This is a genomic window from Aeromicrobium piscarium, assembly GCF_007421815.1.
Lineage (GTDB): Bacteria > Actinomycetota > Actinomycetes > Propionibacteriales > Nocardioidaceae > Aeromicrobium > Aeromicrobium piscarium.
In genome coordinates, this window is sequence record NZ_VLNT01000011.1 from 34,609 (window position 1) to 58,578 (window position 23,970).

At 69.0% G+C, this 23,970-nt stretch carries 26 protein-coding genes; all 26 read right to left on the reverse strand.

Annotated features, from left to right (window positions below):
* Nucleotides 1-21: 21 nt before the first annotated feature.
* Nucleotides 22-1,230, reverse strand: a complete 1,209-nt coding sequence (gene coaBC, locus FNM00_RS13210) for a bifunctional phosphopantothenoylcysteine decarboxylase/phosphopantothenate--cysteine ligase CoaBC (RefSeq protein ID WP_143914014.1) — start codon at nucleotides 1,228-1,230, stop codon at nucleotides 22-24.
* A gap of 259 nt (nucleotides 1,231-1,489) precedes the next feature.
* The gene (gene rpoZ / locus FNM00_RS13215; protein ID WP_143914015.1) at nucleotides 1,490-1,804 is read right to left on the reverse strand and encodes a DNA-directed RNA polymerase subunit omega; all 315 of its coding nucleotides are present in this window, start codon (nucleotides 1,802-1,804) and stop codon (nucleotides 1,490-1,492) included.
* Nucleotides 1,805-1,883: 79 nt separating this feature from the next.
* Entirely contained in the window at nucleotides 1,884-2,462 is a 579-nt protein-coding gene (gene gmk, locus FNM00_RS13220) for a guanylate kinase (RefSeq protein WP_143914016.1), read from the reverse strand.
* Nucleotides 2,459-2,782 (reverse strand): integration host factor, actinobacterial type, encoded by a 324-nt coding sequence (mihF, locus tag FNM00_RS13225; RefSeq protein WP_143914017.1) that lies wholly within the window; start codon nucleotides 2,780-2,782, stop codon nucleotides 2,459-2,461. The genes gmk and mihF overlap by 4 nt, the downstream gene beginning before the upstream one ends.
* A 2-nt stretch (nucleotides 2,783-2,784) precedes the next feature.
* On the reverse strand, nucleotides 2,785-3,234 hold the full coding sequence (locus FNM00_RS13230) for a hypothetical protein (RefSeq protein ID WP_143914018.1): 450 nt from the start codon (nucleotides 3,232-3,234) through the stop codon (nucleotides 2,785-2,787).
* A gap of 53 nt (nucleotides 3,235-3,287) precedes the next feature.
* Nucleotides 3,288-3,638: a HepT-like ribonuclease domain-containing protein gene (locus FNM00_RS13235; protein WP_143914019.1), complete on the reverse strand. Its 351-nt coding sequence runs from the start codon at nucleotides 3,636-3,638 to the stop codon at nucleotides 3,288-3,290.
* Nucleotides 3,635-3,952, reverse strand: a complete 318-nt coding sequence (locus FNM00_RS13240; RefSeq protein ID WP_143914020.1) for a nucleotidyltransferase family protein — start codon at nucleotides 3,950-3,952, stop codon at nucleotides 3,635-3,637. Before FNM00_RS13240 ends, FNM00_RS13235 begins: the two co-directional genes overlap by 4 nt.
* Before the next feature lie 73 nt (nucleotides 3,953-4,025).
* Nucleotides 4,026-4,847 carry an orotidine-5'-phosphate decarboxylase gene (gene pyrF / locus FNM00_RS13245; protein WP_143914021.1) on the reverse strand — a complete coding sequence of 274 codons (822 nt, stop codon included), beginning with the start codon at nucleotides 4,845-4,847 and terminating at the stop codon, nucleotides 4,026-4,028.
* The gene (carB, locus tag FNM00_RS13250) at nucleotides 4,844-8,245 is read right to left on the reverse strand and encodes a carbamoyl-phosphate synthase large subunit (protein ID WP_143914022.1); all 3,402 of its coding nucleotides are present in this window, start codon (nucleotides 8,243-8,245) and stop codon (nucleotides 4,844-4,846) included. Before carB ends, pyrF begins: the two co-directional genes overlap by 4 nt.
* A gap of 1 nt (nucleotide 8,246) precedes the next feature.
* Entirely contained in the window at nucleotides 8,247-9,383 is a 1,137-nt protein-coding gene (carA, locus tag FNM00_RS13255; protein WP_143914023.1) for a glutamine-hydrolyzing carbamoyl-phosphate synthase small subunit, read from the reverse strand.
* On the reverse strand, nucleotides 9,380-10,678 hold the full coding sequence (locus tag FNM00_RS13260; RefSeq protein WP_143914024.1) for a dihydroorotase: 1,299 nt from the start codon (nucleotides 10,676-10,678) through the stop codon (nucleotides 9,380-9,382). The genes carA and FNM00_RS13260 overlap by 4 nt, the downstream gene beginning before the upstream one ends.
* Complete coding sequence (locus tag FNM00_RS13265; RefSeq protein ID WP_143914076.1) at nucleotides 10,675-11,610, reverse strand: aspartate carbamoyltransferase catalytic subunit; 936 nt, start codon at nucleotides 11,608-11,610, stop codon at nucleotides 10,675-10,677. Before FNM00_RS13265 ends, FNM00_RS13260 begins: the two co-directional genes overlap by 4 nt.
* Before the next feature lie 5 nt (nucleotides 11,611-11,615).
* The gene (pyrR, locus tag FNM00_RS13270) at nucleotides 11,616-12,191 is read right to left on the reverse strand and encodes a bifunctional pyr operon transcriptional regulator/uracil phosphoribosyltransferase PyrR (RefSeq protein WP_143914025.1); all 576 of its coding nucleotides are present in this window, start codon (nucleotides 12,189-12,191) and stop codon (nucleotides 11,616-11,618) included.
* Between the two features lie 266 nt (nucleotides 12,192-12,457).
* Entirely contained in the window at nucleotides 12,458-13,429 is a 972-nt protein-coding gene (locus FNM00_RS13275) for a glycine betaine ABC transporter substrate-binding protein (protein ID WP_221933727.1), read from the reverse strand.
* A 1-nt stretch (nucleotide 13,430) separates the two neighbouring features.
* Nucleotides 13,431-14,207 (reverse strand): ABC transporter permease, encoded by a 777-nt coding sequence (locus FNM00_RS13280; protein WP_143914027.1) that lies wholly within the window; start codon nucleotides 14,205-14,207, stop codon nucleotides 13,431-13,433.
* Entirely contained in the window at nucleotides 14,204-15,364 is a 1,161-nt protein-coding gene (locus FNM00_RS13285) for a betaine/proline/choline family ABC transporter ATP-binding protein (protein WP_143914028.1), read from the reverse strand. The genes FNM00_RS13280 and FNM00_RS13285 overlap by 4 nt, the downstream gene beginning before the upstream one ends.
* Nucleotides 15,357-16,019, reverse strand: coding sequence for an ABC transporter permease (locus tag FNM00_RS13290; RefSeq protein ID WP_143914029.1), 663 nt, complete (start codon nucleotides 16,017-16,019; stop codon nucleotides 15,357-15,359). The genes FNM00_RS13285 and FNM00_RS13290 overlap by 8 nt, the downstream gene beginning before the upstream one ends.
* Nucleotides 16,020-16,362: 343 nt before the next feature.
* Nucleotides 16,363-16,773 carry a transcription antitermination factor NusB gene (gene nusB / locus FNM00_RS13295; RefSeq protein WP_143914030.1) on the reverse strand — a complete coding sequence of 137 codons (411 nt, stop codon included), beginning with the start codon at nucleotides 16,771-16,773 and terminating at the stop codon, nucleotides 16,363-16,365.
* Nucleotides 16,773-17,339 carry an elongation factor P gene (efp, locus tag FNM00_RS13300; protein ID WP_143914031.1) on the reverse strand — a complete coding sequence of 189 codons (567 nt, stop codon included), beginning with the start codon at nucleotides 17,337-17,339 and terminating at the stop codon, nucleotides 16,773-16,775. The genes nusB and efp overlap by 1 nt, the downstream gene beginning before the upstream one ends.
* A complete protein-coding gene (locus FNM00_RS13305) occupies nucleotides 17,336-18,382 on the reverse strand; it encodes a M24 family metallopeptidase (RefSeq protein WP_143914032.1) in 1,047 nt (348 codons plus the stop codon). The genes efp and FNM00_RS13305 overlap by 4 nt, the downstream gene beginning before the upstream one ends.
* A 19-nt stretch (nucleotides 18,383-18,401) precedes the next feature.
* Complete coding sequence (aroB, locus tag FNM00_RS13310; RefSeq protein WP_143914033.1) at nucleotides 18,402-19,481, reverse strand: 3-dehydroquinate synthase; 1,080 nt, start codon at nucleotides 19,479-19,481, stop codon at nucleotides 18,402-18,404.
* Complete coding sequence (locus FNM00_RS13315) at nucleotides 19,478-19,984, reverse strand: shikimate kinase (RefSeq protein ID WP_143914034.1); 507 nt, start codon at nucleotides 19,982-19,984, stop codon at nucleotides 19,478-19,480. The genes aroB and FNM00_RS13315 overlap by 4 nt, the downstream gene beginning before the upstream one ends.
* Nucleotides 19,984-21,162, reverse strand: coding sequence for a chorismate synthase (aroC, locus tag FNM00_RS13320; RefSeq protein WP_143914035.1), 1,179 nt, complete (start codon nucleotides 21,160-21,162; stop codon nucleotides 19,984-19,986). Before aroC ends, FNM00_RS13315 begins: the two co-directional genes overlap by 1 nt.
* A 45-nt stretch (nucleotides 21,163-21,207) precedes the next feature.
* On the reverse strand, nucleotides 21,208-21,873 hold the full coding sequence (locus FNM00_RS13325; protein ID WP_143914036.1) for a prepilin peptidase: 666 nt from the start codon (nucleotides 21,871-21,873) through the stop codon (nucleotides 21,208-21,210).
* A gap of 76 nt (nucleotides 21,874-21,949) precedes the next feature.
* Nucleotides 21,950-22,762: a shikimate dehydrogenase gene (locus FNM00_RS13330; protein WP_185973147.1), complete on the reverse strand. Its 813-nt coding sequence runs from the start codon at nucleotides 22,760-22,762 to the stop codon at nucleotides 21,950-21,952.
* Nucleotides 22,759-23,898 (reverse strand): endolytic transglycosylase MltG, encoded by a 1,140-nt coding sequence (mltG, locus tag FNM00_RS13335; RefSeq protein ID WP_143914038.1) that lies wholly within the window; start codon nucleotides 23,896-23,898, stop codon nucleotides 22,759-22,761. The genes FNM00_RS13330 and mltG overlap by 4 nt, the downstream gene beginning before the upstream one ends.
* Nucleotides 23,899-23,970: the final 72 nt, after the last annotated feature.

Sequence of the window (23,970 nt, forward strand, 5' to 3'; positions counted from 1 at the left end):
GGCCGTGGCGAGGCCGGCGGGTCATCCCAGTCGTTGGACGATCGTGTCCCAGATCGCGTTCGCGACCTCGGACTTGGCCGCGCGCGCGAGAGGCCGCGCCTCGCCGTCGGCGGTCAGCAGGATGACCTCGTTGTCGTCGGCTCCGAAGACCGCGCCGGCGCTGACATCGTTGACGACCAGCAGATCGCAGCCCTTGCGGGCCAACTTGGCACGCGCGTGCTCGACGACGGTGGCGTTCTCATCCCCGGTCTCCGCCGCGAATCCGGCGATGAACGGCTCGCCGGAGCCGCTCGGGCGCGAGCGCACCAGCTCGGCGAGGATGTCAGGGTTCTCGACCAGCTCGATGGTCGGCGCGTCGCCTCCGGGGACCTTCTTGATCTTGGCGTCGGCGTAGTTGGCAGGCCGGAAGTCGGCCGGTGCCGCGGCCATGACCACCGCGTCGGCAGTCGCCGCGGCCTTGACGACCGCGTCACGCAGCTCGGCCGTGGTGACGACGTCGATGCGCTCGACACCTGCCGGGGCCGGAAGGGAGACATTCGCGGCCACCAAGGTCACCTCGGCTCCGCGGGCGGCCGCTGCCTGCGCGAGCGCCAGTCCCTGGCGGCCCGAGGAGCGGTTGCCCAGGAAGCGCACCGGGTCGAGGAACTCGCGGGTGCCACCGGCGCTGACGACGACCCTCCGGCCGGTCAGGTCCTGGGGACGGCCGTCGAGGAAGCGCAGACACGCGGCGAAGATGTCCTCGGGCTCGGGCAGCCGCCCGGCTCCGGAGTCAGCCCCCGTCAGGCGTCCGACCGCCGGTTCGATGACGGTCGAGCCCCGCCCGCGCAACGTCGCGACATTGGCCCGGGTGGCGGCATTCTCCCACATCTCGGTGTGCATCGCCGGGGCGAAGACGACCGGGCAGCGCGCGGTGAGCAGCGTATTGGTGAGCAGGTCGTCCGCGAGACCGTGCGCGGCCTTGGCCAGCGTGTTGGCTGTCGCGGGAGCCACCACGACGAGATCGGCGTGCTGCCCGATCGCGACGTGCGGTACCTGCGGCACGTTCTCGAAGGTGCCGGTCTGCACCGACTTGCCCGACAACGCCTCCCAGGTCGCCGCGCCCACGAACTCGAGCGCGGCCTCGGTGGGGACGACTCGCACGTCGTGACCGGCCTCGGTGAACAACCGCAGGAGCAGCGCCGCCTTGTAGGCCGCCACTCCCCCGCTGACACCGAGCACGATCGAGCTCATGCCAGCACCGTCTCAAGGAAAAGCAGCGTAGACCGGCACCGGCATGAGGACATCTCGATCGGTCGCTCGCTGCGCTCGCTCATGCCGACACCGTCTCAAGGAAAAGCAGCGTAGACCGGCACCGGCATGAGGACATCTCGATCGGTCGCTCGCTGCGCTCGCTCATGCCGGCACCGTCTCAAGGAAAAGCAGCGTAGACCGGCACCGGCATGAGGATGCCTTGACTGGTCGTTCGCTGCGCTCGCTCATGGGTGCAGGATCAGCTCTCGCCGGCCGCGTCGCGTGCGGCCTGTGCGGCAGCCGCCTCGGCCTCGGGATCGATGTCCTCGACGGTCAGGAGGTTCTCGTTGATCTCGCGGAGGGCGATCGAGAGGGGCTTCTCCTGCACCTCGGTCTCCAGCAGCGGACCGACGTACTCGAGCAGGCCCTCGCCGAGCTGCGAGTAGTAGGCATTGATCTGGCGAGCCCGCTTGGCGCTGTAGAGCACCAGCTTGTATTTGGACTCGGACTTCTCCAGCAGGTCGTCGATAGGAGGATTGGTGATGCCTTCGGCGGCGGAACGGGTGGTGGACACGAAGATCCGCACCTCTCGTGGTCGGTGTGTAGGGCGAGCGCGGCGACGGTCGTGCGCGACGGCGGGCAGGGCCGCGTGGCTATTCGGCGGTCGAGGAGCTCATGTTCGAGAACAACTCTACCAACTCCGCGCACGCTTCATCGACATCGGTGTTGACGATCGTGACGTCGAACTCGGCTTGCGCGGCCAGTTCCTCGCGTGCCGTCCGCAACCGGCGTTCACGCTCGGCCTCCGTCTCGGTGCCGCGGCCGACCAGTCGTCGCACGAGCTCGTCCCAGCTGGGCGGCGCGAGGAACACCATGAGCGCCTCGGGCATCCGTTCGCGCACCTGGCGCGCTCCCTGCAGATCGATCTCGAGAAGCGCCGAATCGCCGGCGGCCAGCCGCTCCTCGACGGCGGCGCGCGGCGTGCCGTACCGGTGCCGCCCGTGCACGACCGCCCACTCGAGCAGTCCGTCCTCGGCGATCAGCCGATCGAACTCCTCCTCGGTGATGAACCAGTAGTGCCGGCCGTCGACCTCACCGGGACGCGGCGCCCGGGTGGTGACCGATACCGAGATCCAGATATCCGGCTGGGTCTCGCGGACGCGCGCGGCGACCGTGCCCTTGCCGACTGCGGTGGGCCCAGCAAGAACCACCAGGCGCGAAGGAGCGGTCATCGGCCGCGGCGAGCGAACTCGGCGACGAGGTCGCGCTGCTGGTGAGGCCCGAGGCCCCTCAACCGGCGCGACTCGGCGATGCCGAGCCGCTGCATGATCTCCTTCGCGGTGATCTTGCCGACGCCGGGCATCGACTGCAGCAGGTCGAGGACCTTGATCTTGGCGATCGCCTCATCGGAGCCGGCAAGCTTCAGCACATCGGCGATCGAGGCGCCCGAGTGCTTGAGCCTATTCTTGACCTCGGCGCGCACCGCCCGTGCGCGGGCGGCCTTGGCCAGCGCCTCACGTCGTTGCTCATCGGTCAAGGGTGGCAGGGCCATCGTTACTCCTTCGCCTCCGGCTGCTCAAGGGTGACGCCGCACTGGTCGTCGATATCGGCGACCACGGCCCTGCGCTGCTCGACGGTGTCGTTGAATGCCTGATACGACGCGTTGAGCGCGTCGCGCTGTTCCTGGGACAACTGCGCCACCGTGTCAGAGTCGCCCATGTTCTCCAACGGTACGCCTGCCTCGGACTGCGCGGCGATGACGCCGTCGGTGACCTCGGCGATGGTCTCCCAGTCGGGGGCGATGGACTCCGGTGCCGCCTCGGCGATCTCCTTGGCCGCCGTGGCGTAATCGGCATAGGCGGCGTCGGTGCGCTCGGCGCCGAAGGAGTTCAACGTCTCCTCGTGCTCCTTGACCGCGTCGCAGTACGGATCGCTGCCGAAGCAGCCCGACAACGTCGTCGTCGCCAGCAGCACCACGGCTGCGCCAACCCACCGGTTCCTCACTCCCACGACCCTACTAAGTAGCTCCGCGGACAGGCGACACGGCGTGGCGTGTCTCAGGAATCGTCGGACACACCCCTGACCAGCCGCGCATGTTCATCGCGCAGCGCAGCCTCCAGCACAGGAAGATCCCGTTCCACCGTCAGCTCGATCGTCGCTCGATCGATGTGGCGGTAGCCGTGGGCGATCCGGTTGCGCGTAGCCCACATCAGTGGCCACTCATCGCCGAACAACCGCTCCGGCAGCGCAGTGCCGCCCGCTTGAAGCGCCTCGATCGCGGCGGACAAGCGCCTATTCACGGCGTCGAAGACCGTCTCGCCAGGAACTCCCTCGTGGGAAAGGTGCCGCCGAAGAATCTCCAGGTGCTCGAGTACATCCTCCACACGCTCCCGCTCGCTGACGCTCACAACGGCACTGTCTCAGCCAACGCGCGGGCCCGGACCGTATGGCGCAGACCAGAATCCGGCACCACGTCGACTCCGACCTCGAGGATCATCGACAGGTCACGCTCCAGCCGCGCCAACTCGAACAGGCTGAGCGGCTCACTAAGCTCCACGAGTAGATCGAGATCGCTGGTGGTCGTCGCCTCACCACGCACCACGGAGCCGAAGACCCGCGCGTTCGAGGCCCTGTACCGTCGCAGCACCGCTTCCAGCTCGTCGCGGTGCTCCTCGATCAGGGCGCGCGCCTCCACCGAACGTCGAGGGGCGAGCGCGGGCATCCTCCCAGGATGCGCCCGGACGGGTCGCAGCCATCGTCGGCACCGAACCCATCACTCGTTGCGCGTGAGGGGGCTAGCTGCGTCGGAGCTGCTCGTTGAGGTCGAGGGCGGCGGCACGCAGCGCACCCGCGTCAGGACCTGCGGAGAGCACACTGCGAGAGGTCGAGACGAGCAGCCGCTCCGGTGGCAGGTGCCCGAACAGCCGGTCGAGGTCGCCTGTTCCCCCGCCCTGCGCACCGAAGCCGGGGATGAGCAGCGGACCGCCGATATCGAGATCCTCATCGGTCTCGCCGATCGTCGCTCCCACGACAGCGCCCAGCGGGCCCATGGGCTCCAAGCCCTCGTTGGCCGCCTTGAGCTGCGCGAGCACCGAGCCCGCCACGGTGCGGCCCGACTCGGTCACGGCGTGCTGGACCTGGGGCGCCTCCGGATTCGAGGTCAGCGCGAGCACGAAGACTCCCGCATCGTTGAGCTCGGCGGTCGCGAAGAACGGCGTCAGGGTGCCGAAGCCCAGATACGGGCTCACCGTGACCGCGTCGACCGCCATCGGCGAGTCCTCGTCCAGATAGGCCGTCGCATAGGCCGCGGCCGTCGAGCCGATATCGCCGCGCTTGATGTCGAGGACCACCAGCGAGCCGGTGTGGCGCAGGTCGGCGATCGTACGCTCCAGCACGGCCACCCCCCGAGAACCGAAGCGCTCGAAGAAGGCCGACTGGGGCTTGACGAAGGCGACCTGTCCGGCGAACGCCTCGACGCAGGTGGCGGCGAACCGTTCGAGACCCTCGATGGAGTCCTCCAGTCCCCACTGCTCCAGCAGTCCGGGATGCGGGTCGATGCCCACGCAGACCGGACCGTAGGCCAGGGACGCGGCCTGGACCCGCGATCCGAAGCTCATTCGACCGACCCCACGACCGACGTGGTCTCGATACGCCGCTCGTCCCTCGCGGCTACTCGACCACCGGAGGAGAGACTCGACCGTCCTTCGCCGATCGAGGTCGCCCAGGACTGCAGCGAGCGCACGCCGATCGACTCGGCGATCTGGGTCTCGATGCCCTGCACGGCAGCCGCCAGCCCCTGGACCGTCGTGATGCACGGGATCCCCTCGGCCACCGCCGCAGTGCGGATCTCATAGCCGTCCACACGTGGGCTGCCGCCGCTGGTGATGCCGTGCGGCGTGTTGATGATCAGCTGCACATCACGGGCGTGGATCTTGTCGACCACGGTGCTGCGTGCGCTGCCGTCCGTGTCACCTTCGTGGAGCTTGCGCAGGACGGTCGCCTGGACGCCGTTACGACGCAGCACCTCGGCCGTGCCCGTCGTGGCGAGGATCTCGAAGCCGAGATCGGCCAACCGCTTGACCGGGAAGATCATGTGCCGCTTGTCGCGATTGGCGACCGACACGAAGACCTTGCCCGAGGTCGGCAGGCCGTTCTGCGCACCGGCCTGGCTCTTGGCATAGGCCGCCCCGTAGTACGCGTCGATGCCCATGACCTCGCCTGTGGACCGCATCTCCGGGCCCAGCACCGTGTCGACATAGGTGCCCTCGTACGTACGGAACCGGTTGAACGGCATCACGGCCTCCTTGACCGCGATCGGCGCCTCGATCGGCAGGGCGCCGCCGTCGGTGCCTTCGGGCAGGACCCCCGCCGCGCGAAGCTCGGCGATCGACTCGCCCAGCATGAGCCGGGCAGCGGCCTTGGCCAACGGCGTGGCCGTCGCCTTGGAGACGAACGGAACCGTCCGCGATGCGCGCGGATTGGCCTCCAGCACGAACAGGGTGTCCGAGCTCAGGGCGAACTGGATGTTGATGAGCCCGCGGACCCCGACCCCGTCGGCGATCGCCTCGGTGGAGGCGCGGATCTTGTCGATCTCCAGCTGCCCGAGGGTGATCGGGGGCAAGACACAGGCCGAGTCGCCCGAGTGCACGCCGGCCTCCTCGATGTGCTCCATGATCCCGCCGAGGAACAGCTCAGTTCCGTCGTAGAGCGCGTCGACGTCGATCTCGACCGCGTCATCGAGGAAGCGGTCGACGAGGACGGGGCGCTCCGGCGAGATCTCGGTGGCCGTGCGGATGTAGCTCTTGAGCGCGTCCTCGTCGTACACGATCTCCATGCCGCGTCCGCCGAGCACATAGGATGGGCGGACGAGCACCGGATAGCCGATCTCGTCGGCGACCCGCTTGGCGCCCTCGAAGGTCGTGGCAGTGCCGTGCTTGGGCGCCGGCAGGCCGGCCTCCTCCAGCACGCGGCCGAACGCGCCGCGCTCCTCGGCGAGGTCGATGGCCGACGGCGGCGTGCCGACGATGGGCACCTCCGCGGCCTCGAGGCCGGCGGCGAGCCCGAGCGGCGTCTGGCCGCCCAACTGCACGATGACGCCCGCGACGGGGCCGGCCTGCTGCTCGGCGTGGACGACCTCCAGGACGTCCTCGAGGGTCAGCGGCTCGAAGTAGAGGCGATCGCTCGTGTCGTAGTCGGTCGAGACGGTCTCGGGATTGCAGTTGACCATGACCGTCTCGTAGCCAGCCTCGCTCAGCGCGAGCGCCGCGTGCACACACGAGTAGTCGAACTCGATGCCCTGGCCGATGCGGTTGGGCCCACTGCCGAGGATCAGCACCGCAGGACGCTCACGGGGCTCGACCTCGGTCTCCTCGTCATAGGACGAGTAGTGGTACGGCGTCTGCGCGGCGAACTCCGCCGCACAGGTGTCAACCGTCTTGTAGACCGGCCGCACGCCGAGAGCATGACGCACCCCCCGCACCACGTCGGCCGACATCGCGCGAATGCGGCCGAGCTGGCTGTCGCTGAAGCCGTGCCGCTTGGCCCGGCGCAGCAGGCCCGGCGACAGTTCCTCGGCCTCGATGAGCTCCTGCGCGACCTCGTTGATCAGCATGAGCTGGTCGACAAACCACGGGTCGATGCCCGTGGCCTCGAAGACGTCATCGGGGGTCGCGCCGGCACGGATGGCGTCCATGACCTTCTTGAGCCGTGCGTCGTGAGGAACGGCGATCTCGGCGAGGAGCGTCTCCTTGTCGAGATCGACCCACTCCTTGGTCCAGTCGAACTCGGCCCCCGAGCGCTCCAGCGAACGCAGCGCCTTCTGCAGTGCCTCGGTGAAGTTGCGGCCGATCGCCATCGCCTCGCCGACGGACTTCATATGCGTCGTCAGCGTCGCGTCGGCCGCCGGGAACTTCTCGAAGGCGAACCGCGGCACCTTGACGACGACATAGTCGAGGGTCGGCTCGAAGGAGGCCGGGGTCTCGGCGGTGATGTCGTTGGGGATCTCGTCGAGGGTGTAGCCGATGGCCACCTTGGCGGCGATCTTGGCGATCGGGAAGCCCGTGGCCTTCGAGGCCAGCGCACTCGACCGGGACACGCGCGGGTTCATCTCGATGACGACGATGCGCCCGTTCTCCGGATCGACCGCGAACTGGATATTGCAGCCGCCGGTGTCGACGCCGACCTCACGGATGACCCCGATCGAGATATCGCGCAGCCGCTGGTACTCCACATCGGTGAGGGTCATGGCGGGAGCGACGGTGATCGAGTCGCCGGTGTGCACACCGACCGGGTCGACATTCTCGATCGAGCAGACGATCACGACATTGTCGGCCTTGTCGCGCATGACCTCCAGCTCGTACTCCTTCCAGCCGAGGATCGACTCCTCCAGGAGTACCTCGGTGGTGGGGCTGAGCGCGAGGCCGTTGCCGGCGATGCGGTGCAGGTCCGCCTCGTCGTAGGCGAGTCCGGACCCCGAGCCGCCCATCGTGAACGACGGCCGCACGACCACGGGGTAGCCGAGCTCGCCGACGGCGTCGAGGCACTCCTCCATCGAATGGCAGATGGCGCTCTGGGCGACCTCGGCGCCCCACTCGGCCGGGAGCCCCTCGACGATCTCCTTGAAGATCTCGCGGTTCTCGCCCTTCTCGATGGCCTCGACCGAGGCTCCGATGAGCTCGACCCCGTATTTGTCCAGCACACCGTTGTCGTGCAGGGCGATCGCCGCGTTGAGGGCGGTCTGGCCGCCGAGAGTCGGCAGCAGCGCGTCGGGGCGCTCCGTGGCGATGACCTTCTCGACGAACTCGGGCGTGATCGGCTCGACGTAGGTGGCGTCGGCGAACTCCGGATCGGTCATGATCGTGGCCGGATTGGAGTTCACCAGGATGACCCGGATGCCCTCCTCGCGCAGTACCCGGCAGGCCTGTGTCCCGGAGTAGTCGAACTCGCAGGCCTGGCCGATGACGATCGGGCCGGAGCCGATGACGAGGACGGACTCGATGTCGTTCCGCTTGGGCATGTCAGACCGTCCCCTCGGGCGTGGTGGTGGACCGGCTCATGGTCTCGACGAACCGGTCGAACAGATAGGCGGCATCGTGCGGGCCCGCCGCGGCCTCGGGGTGGTACTGGACGCTGAAGCCGGGCTGCTCGCGCAGCGCGAGCCCCTCGACCACGTCGTCGTTGAGGCCGACGTGCGTGACGTGCGCGGGCCCGAACGGCGTCTCGAAGTCCGTGTCGAGCGGAGCATCGACCGCGAAGCCGTGGTTGTGCGCGGTGACCTCCACCTTGCCGGTGGTCCGGTCCTGCACCGGCTGGTTGATGCCACGGTGGCCGTAGGCGAGCTTGTAGGTGCCTCGCCCGAGCGCGCGACCGAGGATCTGGTTGCCGAGGCAGATCCCGAAGAAGGGGATTTTGCGTTCCAGCACTCCTCGCACGACCTCGACGGGGCCGTCCGCGGTCGCCGGGTCGCCAGGACCGTTGGAGACGAAGACGCCATCGGGATCGACGGCGAGGACATCGTCGATGGTGGAGGTGGCCGGCAGGACATGGACCTCGATGCCGCGCTCGGCCATCCGCCGGGGCGTCATGCCCTTGATGCCCAGGTCCAGTGCGGCGACGGTGTACCGCTTCTCCCCCACCGCCGGGACGACATAGGCCTCGGAGGTGGTCACATCGGCGAGGAAGTTCGATCCGGTCATCTGCGGGGCCTCGTTGACCTGCTTGACGAGCGCGTCGGTGTCGAGGGTCTCGCTGCTGATCGCGGCACGCATCGAGCCCCGCTCCCGGAGGTGCCGGGTCAGAGCCCGTGTGTCGACGCCGCTGATGCCCACGACTCCCTCGTCGCGCAGCAGCTCGTCGAGGGTGCGGTCGGCCCGCCAGTTCGAGGAGCGACGCGCGGGGTCGCGCACGACATATCCCTCGACCCACACCCGCCGGGACTCGAAGTCCTCGGCATTGGCGCCCGTGTTGCCGATATGCGGGGCTGTCATGACCACGATCTGGCCGCGATAGGAGGGATCGGTCAGCGTCTCCTGGTAGCCGGTCATGCCGGTGTTGAAGACGATCTCGGCGATGGTGGTGCCCTGCGCGCCGTAGGACTCGCCGTGGAAGACACGGCCGTCCTCGAGCACGATCACGGCAGGGATGCTCCCGGTCATGCGGAGGCCTCCTGTTCGATGAGGGCGCCATCGAGGACGGTCGGGCGGCCGCGCAGCAGCGTGGCGACGACCCGTCCGGGCAGCTCGATGCCGGCATAGGGGGTGTTGCGGGACAGCGAGGCGGTATCGGCGGGCTCTACCACGCGGGTCGCCGCGGGATCGTAGACGACGATATTGGCCGGCTCACCGACCGCCAACGGGCGTCCGTGCCGTTCCACGCGCCCGATACGCGCGGGCGCCGCGGACATCGACTCGGCCACGCGCTCCCAGCCGATCGCCCCGGTGTCGACCATCGTCTGCTGCACGATCGACAACGCGGTCTCCAAGCCGAGCATGCCGAAGGCGGCGACGTCCCACTCGCATTCCTTGTCCTCCATCGGATGCGGCGCGTGGTCGGTGGCGACGATGTCGATGGTGCCGTCGGCCAGGCCCTCGCGGACGGCGGCGACATCGTCGGCGCTGCGCAGGGGCGGGTTGACCTTGTAGATCGGGTCGTAGCTGCGCACCAGCTCGTCGGTCAACAGCAGGTGATGCGGCGTGACCTCGGCCGTGACGTCGATGCCCCGGCTCTTGGCCCAGCGCACAATCTCGACCGAGCCGCGCGTCGACAGATGGCACACGTGCAGCCGCGAGCCCACGTGCTCGGCGAGCAACACGTCACGAGCGATGATCGCCTCCTCAGCGACGGCGGGCCAGCCCGCGAGTCCCAGCTCACCGGACAGCGCGCCCTCGTTCATCTGCGCACCCTCGGTGAGCCGCGGCTCCTGGGCGTGCTGGGCGACGACGCCGTCGAAGGCCTTGACGTACTCCAGCGCGCGGCGCATGAGCACCGCATCGGAGACACACTTGCCGTCATCGGAGAACACGCGCACCCCGGCCGCCGAGGTGGCCATCGCGCCCAGCTCCGCGAGCCGCTCCCCCATCAGGCCCACCGTCACGGCGCCGATCGGCTGCACATCGCAGAAGCCGTGCTCGACTCCGAGCCGGTAGACCTGCTCGACGACACCGGCGGTGTCGGCGACCGGATCGGTATTGGCCATCGCGTGCACACAGGTGAAGCCGCCGCGGGCCGCGGCCTGCGAGCCGGTGCGAACGGTCTCGGCGTCCTCGCGTCCGGGCTCGCGCAGGTGGGTGTGGAGGTCGACGAGACCGGGCAGGGCGATATGTCCGCCGCCCTCGATGACCTCGTCGCCCTCGAGTCCGGTGCCGATAGCGGTGATGACACCGTCCTCGATGGCGATGTCGACGGGCTCCCCGCCGAGGGGACGCACCTGGCGCAGGATCGTGGTAGTCATGCAGTCTCCTCGTTCTCGGCGCCGCCGAGCAGTAGATACAGGGCGGCCATCCGCACGGCGACGCCGTTGGTGACCTGTTCGACGATGACCGAGCGCGGTGAGTCCGCCACATCGGCCGTGATCTCCATACCCCGGTTCATCGGGCCGGGGTGCATGACGATGGCGTGGTCGGGCAGCCGGTTCATGCGGGCGGTGTCGAGCCCGTAGCGGCGGCTGTACTCCCGGGCGCTGGGGAAGAACGAGGCGTTCATCCGCTCGCGCTGCACCCGCAGCATCATGACGGCATCGGCCTTCTCCAGGCTGTCGTCGAGATCATAGGAGCAGGTGACCGGCCAGCTCTCAACACCGACGGGCAGCAGGGTCGGGGGCGCCACGAGAGTGACCTCGGCACCGAGGGTGTGCAGCAGCAGGGCGTTGGACCGCGCAACCCGGCTGTGCAGGACGTCGCCGACGATCGTGACGCTCTTGCCGGCCAGATCGCCGAGATGACGGCGCATCGTGAAGGCATCGAGCAACGCCTGCGTGGGGTGCTCGTGCATGCCATCACCCGCGTTGACCACCGCACCGCTCATCCAGCGGTTGGTGGCGAGCCGATGCGGAGCGCCCGAGGCAGGGTGCCGGATCACGACGGCATCGGCGCCCATGGCCTGCAGGGTGAGAGCGGTGTCCTTGAGGCTCTCGCCCTTGCTGACGCTCGAGCCCTTGGCCGAGAAGTTGATGACATCGGCGGACAGTCGCTTGGCCGCGGCCTCGAAGGAGATGCGCGTGCGCGTCGAGTCCTCGAAGAAGAGGTTCACGACGGTGCGGCCACGCAGCGTGGGCAGCTTCTTGATCGGTCGTTGGGCGACGCCGAGCAGCTCCTCGGCGGTGTCGAGCACCCGGGTGGCGGCCTCGTGGTCCAGATCGGCGGCGGAGAGAAGGTGGCGGGGCATCGCCATCAGGACGCACCCCCCACGATCGTGACCGAATCGGGTTCGTCGTCGTGGTCGGCGAGGCGGACCTGAACCTTCTCGGCGAGCGAGGTGGGGAGGTTCTTGCCGACGAAGTCGGCGCGGATCGGCAGCTCGCGGTGGCCGCGGTCGACGAGGACCGCCAGCTGGACGGCCTGCGGGCGGCCGAGGTCGTTGAGCGCGTCGAGAGCGGCACGGATGGTGCGGCCGCTGAAGAGCACGTCGTCGACGAGCACCACGATCTTGCCGTCGATGTCCTCGGGGATCGAGGTGTGCTCGAGGGCGCGTGCGGGGCGCATGCGCAGGTCATCGCGGTACATCGTGACGTCGAGCGATCCGGGGGTGATCGTGCGTCCCTCCACCTCGCTCATCCGCTCGGCGATGCGCCGGGCGAGATGGACTCCGCGGGTGGGGATGCCCAGCAGCACCACATCGCGGGAGTCGCGATTGCGCTCGAGGATCTCGTGGGTGATGCGGGTGAGAGCGCGGGAGATGTCCTGGTCGTCGAGGACAGTGCGCGCGGGTACGTCGTCAGGCGTGGGCGTGTCGGCAGACACCACCATGCTGACCTCCTTCTCCGCCTCACGGGACGGTGGTTAAAGGATGTCGATCGGTCGCCTCAGCCTAACAGTCAGGCACTCGCGGGGACGCCACGACCCGGGCTTCGCCCAGGAGGCCCGAGCCGGGGCGGTGAGCGACGCACCCCTCGCCACGAGGAGCGGTGACCTACGCACGTCTCGTCACGCCGGAGAGGTGCCTGAGCCACCGCTCGAGGATCGGAGACGTGCGTAGGTCACCGCCCACCACGAGACCGGCGAGGCGGCCCGGGTCAGGGCAGCTCGACGAGACCTTCCTCGACCAACCAGTCGCGGGCGACGATCGCCGGGTCCTCGCCGTCGCTGTCGACCCGCGCGTTCAGCTCGAGCATGACCTCGTTGGTGATGAGCGGCGAGACCTGGTCGAGGACCTCCTGGATCTCCGGATGCTCGTCGAGCAGGTCGGCACTGACCACCATCGAGAGGTTGTAGAGCGGGAAGAACTGCCGATCGTCCTCCAGCACGCGCAGATCGAGCCCCGGGATGCGTCCGTCGGTGGTGAACACCTCGCCGAAGTTGCAGCGGCCCTCGGCTGTCGCGGTGTAGACGACGCCCGTGTCGAGGGTGAGCACGTCGGCGAGATCACCCGGGGTGAGGTCGTAGGCGGCGAGCATGGGCTCGAAACCGTCGTTGCGGGTCGCGAACTCCGACTCGACGCAGAAGGTGAGCTCCTCGGGCGGCAGCTCCAGCAGATCGGAGAACTTCTCGACGCCGAGCTCCTCGGCCTTGTCCTCGCGGATCGCGAAGGCGTAGGTGTTGTTCATCGGCGACGGTGGGAGCCAGACGAGGCCATTGGGCTCGTCGGCCTCCAGTACCGCCTGCCACTGCTCCTCCTCGCCCTTGACCGGCTCGTCGTTGCCGAGGTAGTTGATCCAGCCGGTGCCGGTGTACTCCGGGGAGATGTCCGCGTCACCGTCGAGCATGGCCTGGCGCGCCCCGAAGGAACCCGGCGTGTTCGACATATTGGTGACATCGGCGCCGGCGACGTCGAGGATGGTCGAGACCATGTTGCCGAGCACCAGCTGCTCGGTGAAGTCCTTCGCCACGATCGTCACCGGCACGCCCTCCAGCGAGTCGTAGTGCTCGATGTCGGCCGGCTCGGCCGAGAGCACGGCTCCGGAGGAGGACTGCAGGCCGCATCCGGCGGCCAGCAGAGCGGTGGCGGCCCCGGCGAGGGTCAGGGCACGAAGTCGGCGGATGGACACGTCAGACTCCCTTCGGCGACGCCACGAGCTCCACGACGCGGGCGATCCAGTCGATGAACAGCGCGAGCGCGGCGATGAGCAAGGCACCGATGACGAGGACCACATCCTGCTGCAGCTTGATCCCCGAGGTGATGAGCTGGCCCAGCCCGCCGCCACCGGTGAAGGACACCAGGGCCGCGGTGCCGACGATGAGCACGAGCGCCGTGCGCACGCCGGCGATGATGATCGGCAGGGCGAGCGGGAGTTCGACCCGCAGGAGGGTCGCCAGTCCGGACATGCCCATACCGCGGCCGGCCTCGACGAGCTTCGCGTCGACGGAGTCGATACCGGCCACCGTGTTGGCGATGATCGGCAGCAGACCGTAGACGACCAGCGCCACGGTGGCTCCGAGGGTACCGATCCCGAAGATCGCTGCGCCCAGGGCGATCAGGCCGATTGCCGGCGCGGCCTGCCCGAATCCGGCGACCGTGATGATCGGCTTGGAGAAGCGGCGCATCGGCCCGCGGGTCAGCAGCACGCCCACCGGCACAGCGACCGCGACAGTGACCAAGGTGGCGATGAAGCTGACACTCAGGTGTTGGCCGAAGAGCGGCAGAAGATTGCCGACGGCGAGGGAGCGCGCCTCGCTGTCGGAGACATCGGCGACCTGCACGAAGACCAGGCAGCCGACGACGACCAGCACGCAGACCAGCGGCTGGGTCACGTAGCGGGCGATGCCCGGCTTGTCCGGGCCGGCCGAGGTCGCGGTGTCGAGGGTCGAGGTCTCAGCGGTGCTCATGTCACCGCTTCCGTCGGCGGCTGCTGCAGCTGCTGCATCGCCTCCATGACGGTCTCGACCCGCACGACGCCCTGATAGGAGTTGCGGCGTCCGGTGACGACGACCACCCCGTGCGAGGACGTCAACATCTCATCGAGGGCGTCGTTGAGGGTCGAGGCGAGGGAGACGGTCTCCAGGTCCGTGTCCCGGCGCACGTTCTCCAGATTCGTCATGCGGCGCAGCTCGCGCAGGGAGACCCAGCGCTGCGGCCGCTCGAATCGGTCGAGGACCACCACGTGCTCGCGGCCGATGGCCTCGGCCGCGGCGATGGCCTCGGCCGGGTCGTCACCGACATGGGCGACGGCCGCCTCGTGCAGCTCGATATCGCGCACCCGGGTGAGTGAGAGCTGCTTGAGCGCCGCGCCGGCACCGACGAAGCCCTCGACGAACTCGTCGGCCGGGTTCGCGAGGATCTGCTCGGGTGTGTCGTACTGCACGATCTGCGAGCCGGTCTGCAGGATCGCGATGCGATCGCCGAGCTTGAGCGCCTCGTCGAAGTCGTGCGTGACGAAGACGATGGTCTTGTGCAGCTCCTCCTGCAGGCGGAGCAGCTCGTCCTGGAGGCGCTGACGGGTGATCGGGTCGACGGCGCCGAAGGGCTCGTCCATCAGCAGGACCGGCGGGTCGGCGGCGAGCGCCCGGGCGACGCCGATGCGCTGCTGCTGTCCGCCGGAGAGCTCGCGCGGATAGCGGTCGCGGTATTCAGCCGGGTCCAGGCCGACCAGGTCGAGCAGCTCGTCGACGCGATCGCTCACCCTCTTCTTGTCCCACTTGAGCATCCGCGGCACCAGGGCGATGTTGTCGCCGACGGTGAAGTGCGGGAAGAGCCCGGCTCCCTGGATGACGTAGCCGATGCGACGGCGGAGCTCATCGGGATCGGTGTCGGTGACATCCTCCTCGCCGATGAGGATGCGGCCCGAGGTCGGCTCGATAAGCCGGTTGATCATCTTCATCGTGGTCGTCTTGCCGCAGCCCGAGGGACCGACGAGCATGACGATCTCGCCTGCGGGGAACTCGATCGTGATGTCGTCGACCGCTGGGTCGCTCTGTCCGGGGTACTTCTTGGTGATGCCGTCGAGGAGGATGCGCTCGCCGGCGGTACTGGTGGTCTCAGACACGTGCGATGCCCTTCGAGGTCGTGAGTCGCGTCAACAGGTTGAGGACGACGTCGAGGATGATGGCCAGGAGGATGATGCCGAGCGTGCCCGCCACCACGGAGTTGGTGGCATTGGCGCCGCCCATACGGGAGATGCCCGAGAAGATGTAGCCGCCGAGGCCGGGTCCGAGGGCGAAGGCCGCGATGGCGGCGACCCCCATGAGCATCTGCGCCGACACACGGACCCCCGTCATGATGACGGGCCACGCCAGCGGGATCTCCAGGCGCACGAGGGTGGCCATCCGGCCCATGCCCATTCCCCGGGCGGACTCGATCAGCGCCGGGTCCACCCCGCGCAGTCCGACGACGACATTGCGCAGGATCGGCAGGAAGCCGAAGAACACCAGGACGATGACCGACGGCAGGACGCCGATGCTGACGATGCCGACGAGCAGACCCAGCAGGGCATAGGACGGGATCGTCAGGCCGACGGCGGAGAAGGTCTGGGCGACGGTGACACCCCAGTTGGTCTGCGTGGCGAGAACCCCGAGCACCAGCGCGAGCAGCGTCGCGAGCAGCAGACTCTGGACGACCAGGCTCATGTGTTGGTAGGCGAGGAACGACAGCACCGACCATCGTTCCCCGATGAACGTGAAGAAATCGGAGATGGCCGTCATGCACCGTCCTCGTCCGTGAGCGGCCACGGCTTTCGCGGCCAGCACATGACGGTAACGGGCTTCTGCCGCGCTCGCAGCCCGGCGCGGGCGAGATCAGGGCTGCTGAATCCCCCATTCGCCCCGCATTAAGTGGAACTTTCGACCGAGGAAAAAAGATCGGATCTGCTCCACTCGCGCCGGTCGCATGGTGAGACGTCGGCGCTCGGCGACTTACGGAATCGGCCCGGGACGGTCCACCATGGTCGACCAGCTCGCCGGCTCCCCGCTCGCAGAGGGCGGTGAGCAGTCAACCAGCGCTCTGGGACGAGGGTCGTTGACAGCTCACCACCCACGCGTGGGGGGGTTACTCCGTCAGGGAGGGCTTCAGCTCGACCACCCGGCTGAGCAGACCGCTGACGAAACGCGGGGACTCGTCGGTGGACAGGTCCGTCGCGAGGTCGACGGCCTCGCTCACGGCGACGGCGTCAGGGACGTCGTCGTTGTAGAGGATCTCGTAGGCGCCGATCCGCAGCAGATTGCGGTCGACCGCCGGCATCCTCTCGAGGGTCCAGCCGCGCGCGTTCTCCGCGAGCAGACCGTCGATCCGGGCTTGATGGGCGGTGACGCCCTCGACGAGCGCCACCGTGTAGGCGTTGATGGGTGGCTCGTTCACCGCGACCCGGTCGGCGAGGGTCGCCGAGAGGTCACCGCCGCGGGCCTCGGACTCGAAGAGGATGTCCAAGGCCCGCTTGCGGTAGCGCGTACGTGCTCCCATCAGGCCGAGACGCGCCCGAGGTAGCTGCCGTCGCGGGTGTCGACCTTGACCCGCTCGCCGTTGTCGATGAACAGCGGCACCTGGATCTCCTTGCCGGTCTCCAGGCGGGCCGGCTTGGTGCCGCCGCTGGAGCGGTCGCCCTGCAGGCCCGGCTCGGTGTACTCGACGGTCAGCTCGACCGAGGCCGGCAGCTCGATGTAGAGCGGGTTGCCCTCATTGACCGCGACCACGGCGTTCTGGTTCTCCAGCATGTAGTCCTTGGCGTCACCGACCACGGCGTCGTTCAGCTCGAGCTGGTCGTAGGTCGAGTTGTCCATGAACACATAGGAGGTGCCGTCGTGGTACAGGAACTGCATATCGCGCTTGTCGACATTGGCGACGTCGACCTTGACATCGGCATTGAAGGTGCGATCCACCGTCTTGCCGCTCGTGACGTTCTTCAGCTTGGTGCGCACGACCGCGCCGCCCTTGCCGGGCTTGTGGTGCTGGAACCAGATGACGGACCAGAGCTGTCCGTCGATATTGAGCACCATGCCGTTCTTCAAGTCGTTCGTGGTGGCCATCAGGCGATCTCCATGAGGTCTTTGGCCGTCGTGGTCAGCACCTCGGGTGCGGCGTCCGTCACGACGACGGTGTCTTCGATGCGCACTCCCCCGCGCCCGGGCAGGTAGATGCCGGGCTCCATCGTCAAGACAGTGCGCCGAGTGAGTCTACCGGGGTGCGCCGCGCCGATGAACGGGTCCTCGTGAATCTGCAGGCCGACCCCGTGCCCGAGGCCCGTGGTGAAGGCCGCCAACCATCCCGCGGCGTCGAGCGAGGTGGTGGCGGCCGTGTAGGACTCGGCGACCGGCACACCGGCGCGGAGTCGCTCCAGTCCGGCCGCCTGCGCCTCCCGCACGGCGGTGTAGATCTCGCGCTGCCAGTCGGCGGCCTTCCCGAGGACGACGGTGCGCGTGCAGTCCGCGTGATAGCCGTCGACCAGCGCGCCGAAGTCGATCTTCAGCAGGTCGCCGCGCTCGACGATGCGGTCGGTCGGGTGATGGTGCGGGATGGCCGAGTTCTCACCGGCGGCGAGGATCGTGTCGAAGGCCTTGTCCTGGGCCCCGAGCCGGAACATGCGGTCCTCGAGCTCGCGGGCGAGCTCGCGCTCGGTGCGCCCGACGAGCCGGCCGTCGAGCAACTGCTCGAGGGCTTCCGCCGAGACAGCGCAGGCTCGGCGGAGGGACTCGATCTCGCCGTCGTCCTTGACCTCGCGTAACCGCTCCACCAGCCTCCCGGACGAGACGGGCTCGCCGAGCCGGCGCCAGGCGTCGACGCTCAGCACGTGGGTCTCGGCCAGCAGGAGGCCACGAGCGCGACCGCGCGCCTCGTCCAACAGGTGCCGGGTGATGACGTGCTCGACATCGGGCAGTTCCTGGGCGGCCTGGTCGCGGTAGCGTCCGTCGGTGAAGAACACCGCCGATCCGTCGGCGAAGACCAGCACCGCGCCATTGGACCCGGTGAATCCCGTGAGGTACCGGACATTGACCAGATCGCCCACGTAGAGCGCGTCGGCCCCTTGCTCGGCGATCAGCCGGCCGAGCCTCTCGCGGCGGTCAGCCGTGCTCATCGCGCCACGGCGGACATGATCATTCGAGGATCGCCTCGTAGCTGGAGCGCAGGAGGGTCTCGTCGGGGGCGGCGAGGATGGACGGACGGGCCAATGCGTCGAGCACGACGAAGCGCAGGGTGGAGCCCCGCGACTTCTTGTCCAGACGCATCCCGGCCATCAGCTGATCGAACTGGTCGTCGCGGTAGGTGGTGGGCAGCCCGACCGAGGACAGCAGGCGACGGTGCCGCGCCAGCAGTCGCGAGTCGATACGCCCGGCCCGGTGCGCCAGCTCCGCGACGAAGACCATGCCGATCGCGATCGCCTCGCCGTGCCGGATGCCATACCGCTCGTGCCGCTCGATCGCATGACCCAGCGTGTGGCCGTAGTTGAGCGCCTCGCGGCCGATGGCTCCCCCGGGGCCGCGCTCGGTGAGATCCCCCGCCACTGTCGCAGCCTTGACCGCGATGCCGCGCTCGATCAGGCCGGCGAGTACCGGATCGTACGGGTCGGCGGCCGCGGCCGGGTCCCGCTCGACGATGTCGAGGATGTCCGGATCGGCGATGAAACCACACTTGACGATCTCCGCCAGGCCGCTGCGGATCTCCGCCGCCGGGAGCGTCGCGAGCGCGTCGAGGTCGCACAGCACACCGATCGGCTCGTGGAAAGCGCCGACGAGGTTCTTGCCCTCGCGCAGGTTGATGCCGGTCTTGCCGCCGACGGCCGCGTCGACCATGCCCAGCACCGTAGTGGGCACCGTCACGAATCGCACGCCACGCAACCAGCTCGCGGCGAGGAAGCCGGCCAGATCGGTAGTCGCTCCCCCGCCGACCCCGAGGACGAGATCCGACCGCGTGTAGCCGTGCTGGGCGAGCAGGCTCCAGCAATGCGCGAGGAACTCGGGAGTCTTGGCCTGTTCGCCGTCCGGAGTCTCGATGAGCAGTACCTGCAGGTGCGCCAGCTCCGCCGCCAGAGCCTCCGCCCGGTCGGTCACCGCAGGCGCGTGCACGATCGCCACCCGCTCGGTATCGGTGGGCACCAGTCCGGAAAGCTCACCTGCGGCACCCGCGCCGACCACCACCTCATAGGGCTGGGCCGTCGCGACCGCCAGCCGCCTCATCGGGCCTCCTCCACGAAGGCGATGACAGCATCGGCCACCTCATCGGGCGACAGGGCGTCGGTGTCGATGACCGTGGTCGCCACCTCGAGATAGACCGGCCGCCGCTCGTCCATCAGCCTCTTGAGCTGCCCGCGGACATTGCCGAGCAGCAGGGGGCGCCCGGAGTTCATGCCCACGCGAGCCGCCGCCTGTGCGAGACCGACGTCGAGGAACACCACGCGGTGCTCGCGCAGAAGCTTGCGGGTGTCCTCGTGGACGGGAGCGCCACCACCGAGCGAGACGATCCCGTCGTGCTCGGCGAGTGCCCGCGCCACCGCCGCATGCTCCAGCTCGCGGAATCTCGCCTCGCCGGCCTCGACGAAGATGTCCTGGACGCTGACGCCCTGCTCGGCCTCGACATCGGCATCGGTATCGCGGACGGCCAGGCCGATGCGTTCGGCGACCAGCTGCGCGATCGTCGACTTGCCCGCTCCTGGCGGGCCGACGATCACGATCGGTGCCATCAGCGGAACCTCAGATTGGCCAGATAGGACTCCACGTTACGGCGGGTCTCGCCCACCGAGTCGCCGCCGAACTTCTCGAGCACGGCATCAGCCAGTGTCAGGGCGACCATCGCCTCGGCGACGATCCCCGCCGCGGGCACGGCGCAGACATCGGAGCGCTGGTGGTGGGCAGCGGCCCCCTCGCCGGTGGCGACATCGACGGTGCGCAACGCCCGCGGGACGGTGGCGATCGGCTTCATCGCGGCGCGCACCCGCAGGAGCTCGCCGGTGGTCATGCCGCCCTCGGTGCCGCCGGATCGATCGCTCACGCGGCGGATGCCGTCGTCGGTGGGCACGATCTCGTCATGGGCGGCGGAGCCGCGCGTACGCGCGAGCTCGAAACCGTCGCCGAACTCGACCCCCTTGATCGCCTGGATCCCCATCAGCGCTCCGGCCAATCGGCTGTCCAGGCGCCGATCCCACTGCGTGTGGGAGCCGAGTCCGGGAGGCAGTCCCCAGACCGCCACCTCGACGATGCCGCCGAGCGTGTCACCGTCCTTGTGCGCAGCGTCGACCTCGGCGACCATCCGCTCGGACGTGGCCGGATCGGCACACCGCAGCGGATCGGCGTCGAGCCGCTCGACGTCCTCGGCGGTGGGCACGATCCCGGCCGGAGCCACGACGGTGCCCAGCTCCACCACGTGACTGACGATCGTGGCACCCGTGGCCTGACGCAGGAACCGGGCAGCGATCTCGCCGAGCGCGACGCGCGCCGCGGTCTCGCGGGCGCTCGCTCGTTCGAGGATCGGACGAGCTTCGTCGAAGTCGTACTTCTGCATGCCGGCCAGGTCGGCGTGTCCAGGCCGCGGACGGGTCAGCGGAGCACCGCGCTTGAGCCCGGCGAGCTCCTCGGGGTCGATCGGATCGGCCGCCATGACCCGCTCCCACTTGGGCCATTCGGAATTGCCGATCCGCAGCGCCACCGGACTGCCGAGGGTGAGTCCGTGGCGGATGCCGCCGATGATCTCCAAGGCATCCGCCTCGAAGTTCATCCGTGCACCGCGACCGTAACCGAGACGACGACGCGCGAGAGCCGCACCGATCTCCGCACTCCCGACCTCGACACCTGCCGGCAGGCCGTCGAGGGTTGCTACCAGCGCTGGGCCGTGCGATTCTCCGGCCGTCAACCAACGAAGCATGGGGCGATTCTTTCACGGGGCGCGCCGACGCCCGCGATGCGCCCGTCAGACGAACACGGCGACGAAGGCACCCACGACCATGGCCGGACCGAAGGCCACCGGCGGACCACCTCGGACCCGTCCCCGGTTACGTATCACGCCGGCGATGGCGGCGATGACGAATCCGGCGTAGATCCCCACGAAGGTCGCCGAAGCGCCCAAGGGACCGAGCAGCACTCCGAGGACCGCCGAGAGCCGCACGTCGCCGTAGCCGAAACCCCCCGCGAGGAACCGGCCGGCGATGACGTACAGGATCCAGAACACAGCGAAGACCACGACATTGCCGATCAGCGCGGCGAGGGCCAGGCCCGCGTCGCGGGTGCCGATCCCGACGCCGAGGGTCAACGCCCACACCGCCAGGTAGGTCGGGGCCACGATGAGATAGGGCAACAGGTGCGTCCGCAGGTCGACATAGGCCAGGACCGGTGCCACGCCGGCCACCACCGCCCAGGCCGGCAACACGACGGGCGGGAGCTGCCAGGCCGCGACCGCCGCGAGGAGGGCGGCGAGCACGACCATGGCCAAGGTCGGCACCACCGGCCGCGCGAGCTCAGCGTAGGGGATCTTGTGCTCATCGACGTCCACCTCCGGCTCCGGCAGGCGAGCGAGCCACCACCGCGTCGCAGCGGCGATGAGCGCGGCGGCGACGACGGTCAACGAGGCGGCGGGCACGCGCCGACCCTACCGTGTGCACCGGCGGGAGGCGGGCGCACCGGCCCGGCCCTGTGGACAACCGCGGATCGGCGAGTCAGACGCCCAGGGCCTCCAACGCGGCCGCACGCAGCAGATCGGGCGCGACGGCCTCGCCGGTCATCGCGAGCAGCTGGAGCACAGCCTGATGCGCCAGCAGGTCGAGACCGGTAGCGGTGGCCAGTCCCTCCTCCTGGGCGGCGCTCAGCAAGGAGGTGGGCCACGGATCGTAGATCGCCTCGAACACGGCGTTCGCGGAACCGGCGAGGGTGTGCTCGCGTCCGGCCACCGCGGCAGCCGGGATCGTGTTGACGAGCAGGTCCACGGACGCATCAGCGGGTGCGTGGAGATCGACGACGTCGACGTCCAGGGCGAGCTCGTGAGCGACCGCGACGACCTCGCTCGCTCGCGCCGCGTCGCGGACGAAGAGCTCGACCGATCGAGCACCCAACCGCGACCCGGCCAATACCAGCGACGCCGCGGTGGCACCCGCCCCCAGCATCCGGACCGTCTCGACCCGCTCGATCCCCGCCTCGCGCAGCGCCAGGACAGCTCCGGGCACGTCGGTATTGGACGCGTACCAGCCGTCCTCCTCGCGCACCAGCGTGTTGGCCACGCCGAGGAAGACCACGTCGCCCGTGCGGTGGGCGGCCAGGGCGGCGGCCTCGCGCTTGAAGGGCATCGTCACCGACAGCCCCCTCCACGTCTCGTCGAGCCCATCGGCGAAACGGGCCAGCTCGCCGTCGGCGAGCTCGACCGCGTCGTACGTCCACGGAAGCCCGAGCACTCCGTACGCCGTCCGGTGCATGACCGGGGACAGCGAATGCGCGACCGGACGACCCACCACCGCGCAGCGCCGCTGAGAGGTCAACACTGGAATCCAGCGTCCTGACACGCCTGCTGATGCTGCTCGTAGGTGTCGTTGAAGGTCGTCTCTCCGGTCTCCGGATCCGCGACGAAGTACATCCAGTCGCCCTCATCCGGGTTCAGCGCCGCCTCGATGGCCGCCCTGCCCGGCGACCCGATCGGACCCGGAGGCAGCCCGGCATACCGGTACGTGTTGTAGGGCGTATCGGCATCGCGCTCGTCCGGGGTCGTGAAGACATCCCCTTGGCGGCCGCTGACATAGTGCACCGTCGAGTCCATCTGCAGCGGCATACCGTCGTCGAGCCGGTTGTAGATGACCCGAGCGGCCTTGCGGAAGTCCTCGTCGTTGTTGACCTCGCGCTCGAGGATGCTGGCGACCGTCATGATCTCCTCGCCGTTGTAGCCGAGCTCCGAGGCGCGGTTCGCGATGTCGAGGCTCTCGGTGACCTGCGCGGTCTGCGCGACCATCTGCCCGATGAGCTGCACCGCGGTCGTGTCCGGCTCGACGAAATAGGTCTCGGGGAAGAGATAGCCCTCCGGATTGCCCCCGGCGACCTCCGGCAATCCGATCGCGGCGGGATCCTCGAGCGCCGCCCGCAGATCCTCCTCGGCGAGATCGGTGTTCTCCGCGATCGCCGGGATGATGTCGTCGATGCGCGAGCCCTCGGGGATCGTCACCCGCGCCTCCAGGCGATTGCTCACATCGCTCAACGCCGCGAGGGCCGCCTCGGCCGACATCTTCTCGCGCAGTTGATAGGTGCCGGGCTGGATGGTCTGCGCGCGCTCGTCGTTCAACGACAGCCGGTAGAAGGCCTCGGTGGACGCGACCACGTCGGCGTCGTAGAGCACCTGCGCGATCTGCCCGCCGTTGGCGCCCTCGACGATCTGCACGGTCGTCTCGCCCTCGCCATTGCCCTCGTAGTCGGCCGGTGCGCCGAAGCGATCGCGGATCTGGCCCACGACCCAGAAGCCGGCGAGCACCACGAGCACGATCGCTACCAGGATCGCCACGAGCTTGCCCACGGGTGAACGGCGCGGCGGCTCGGCGCGACGATGTCCGGCGCTGCGCGCAGGGCCACCACCGTCATCCCCTGAGCCCCCGGTGAGCAGGTTCAGCCCGCTGTCGTTCCGGCCGCTCATGCCGCCACCGCCTGGAAAAAGCACCCTAGGCGACGGCGGCACTCGTCAGTACCCATCGTTCGCTCGCTTCGC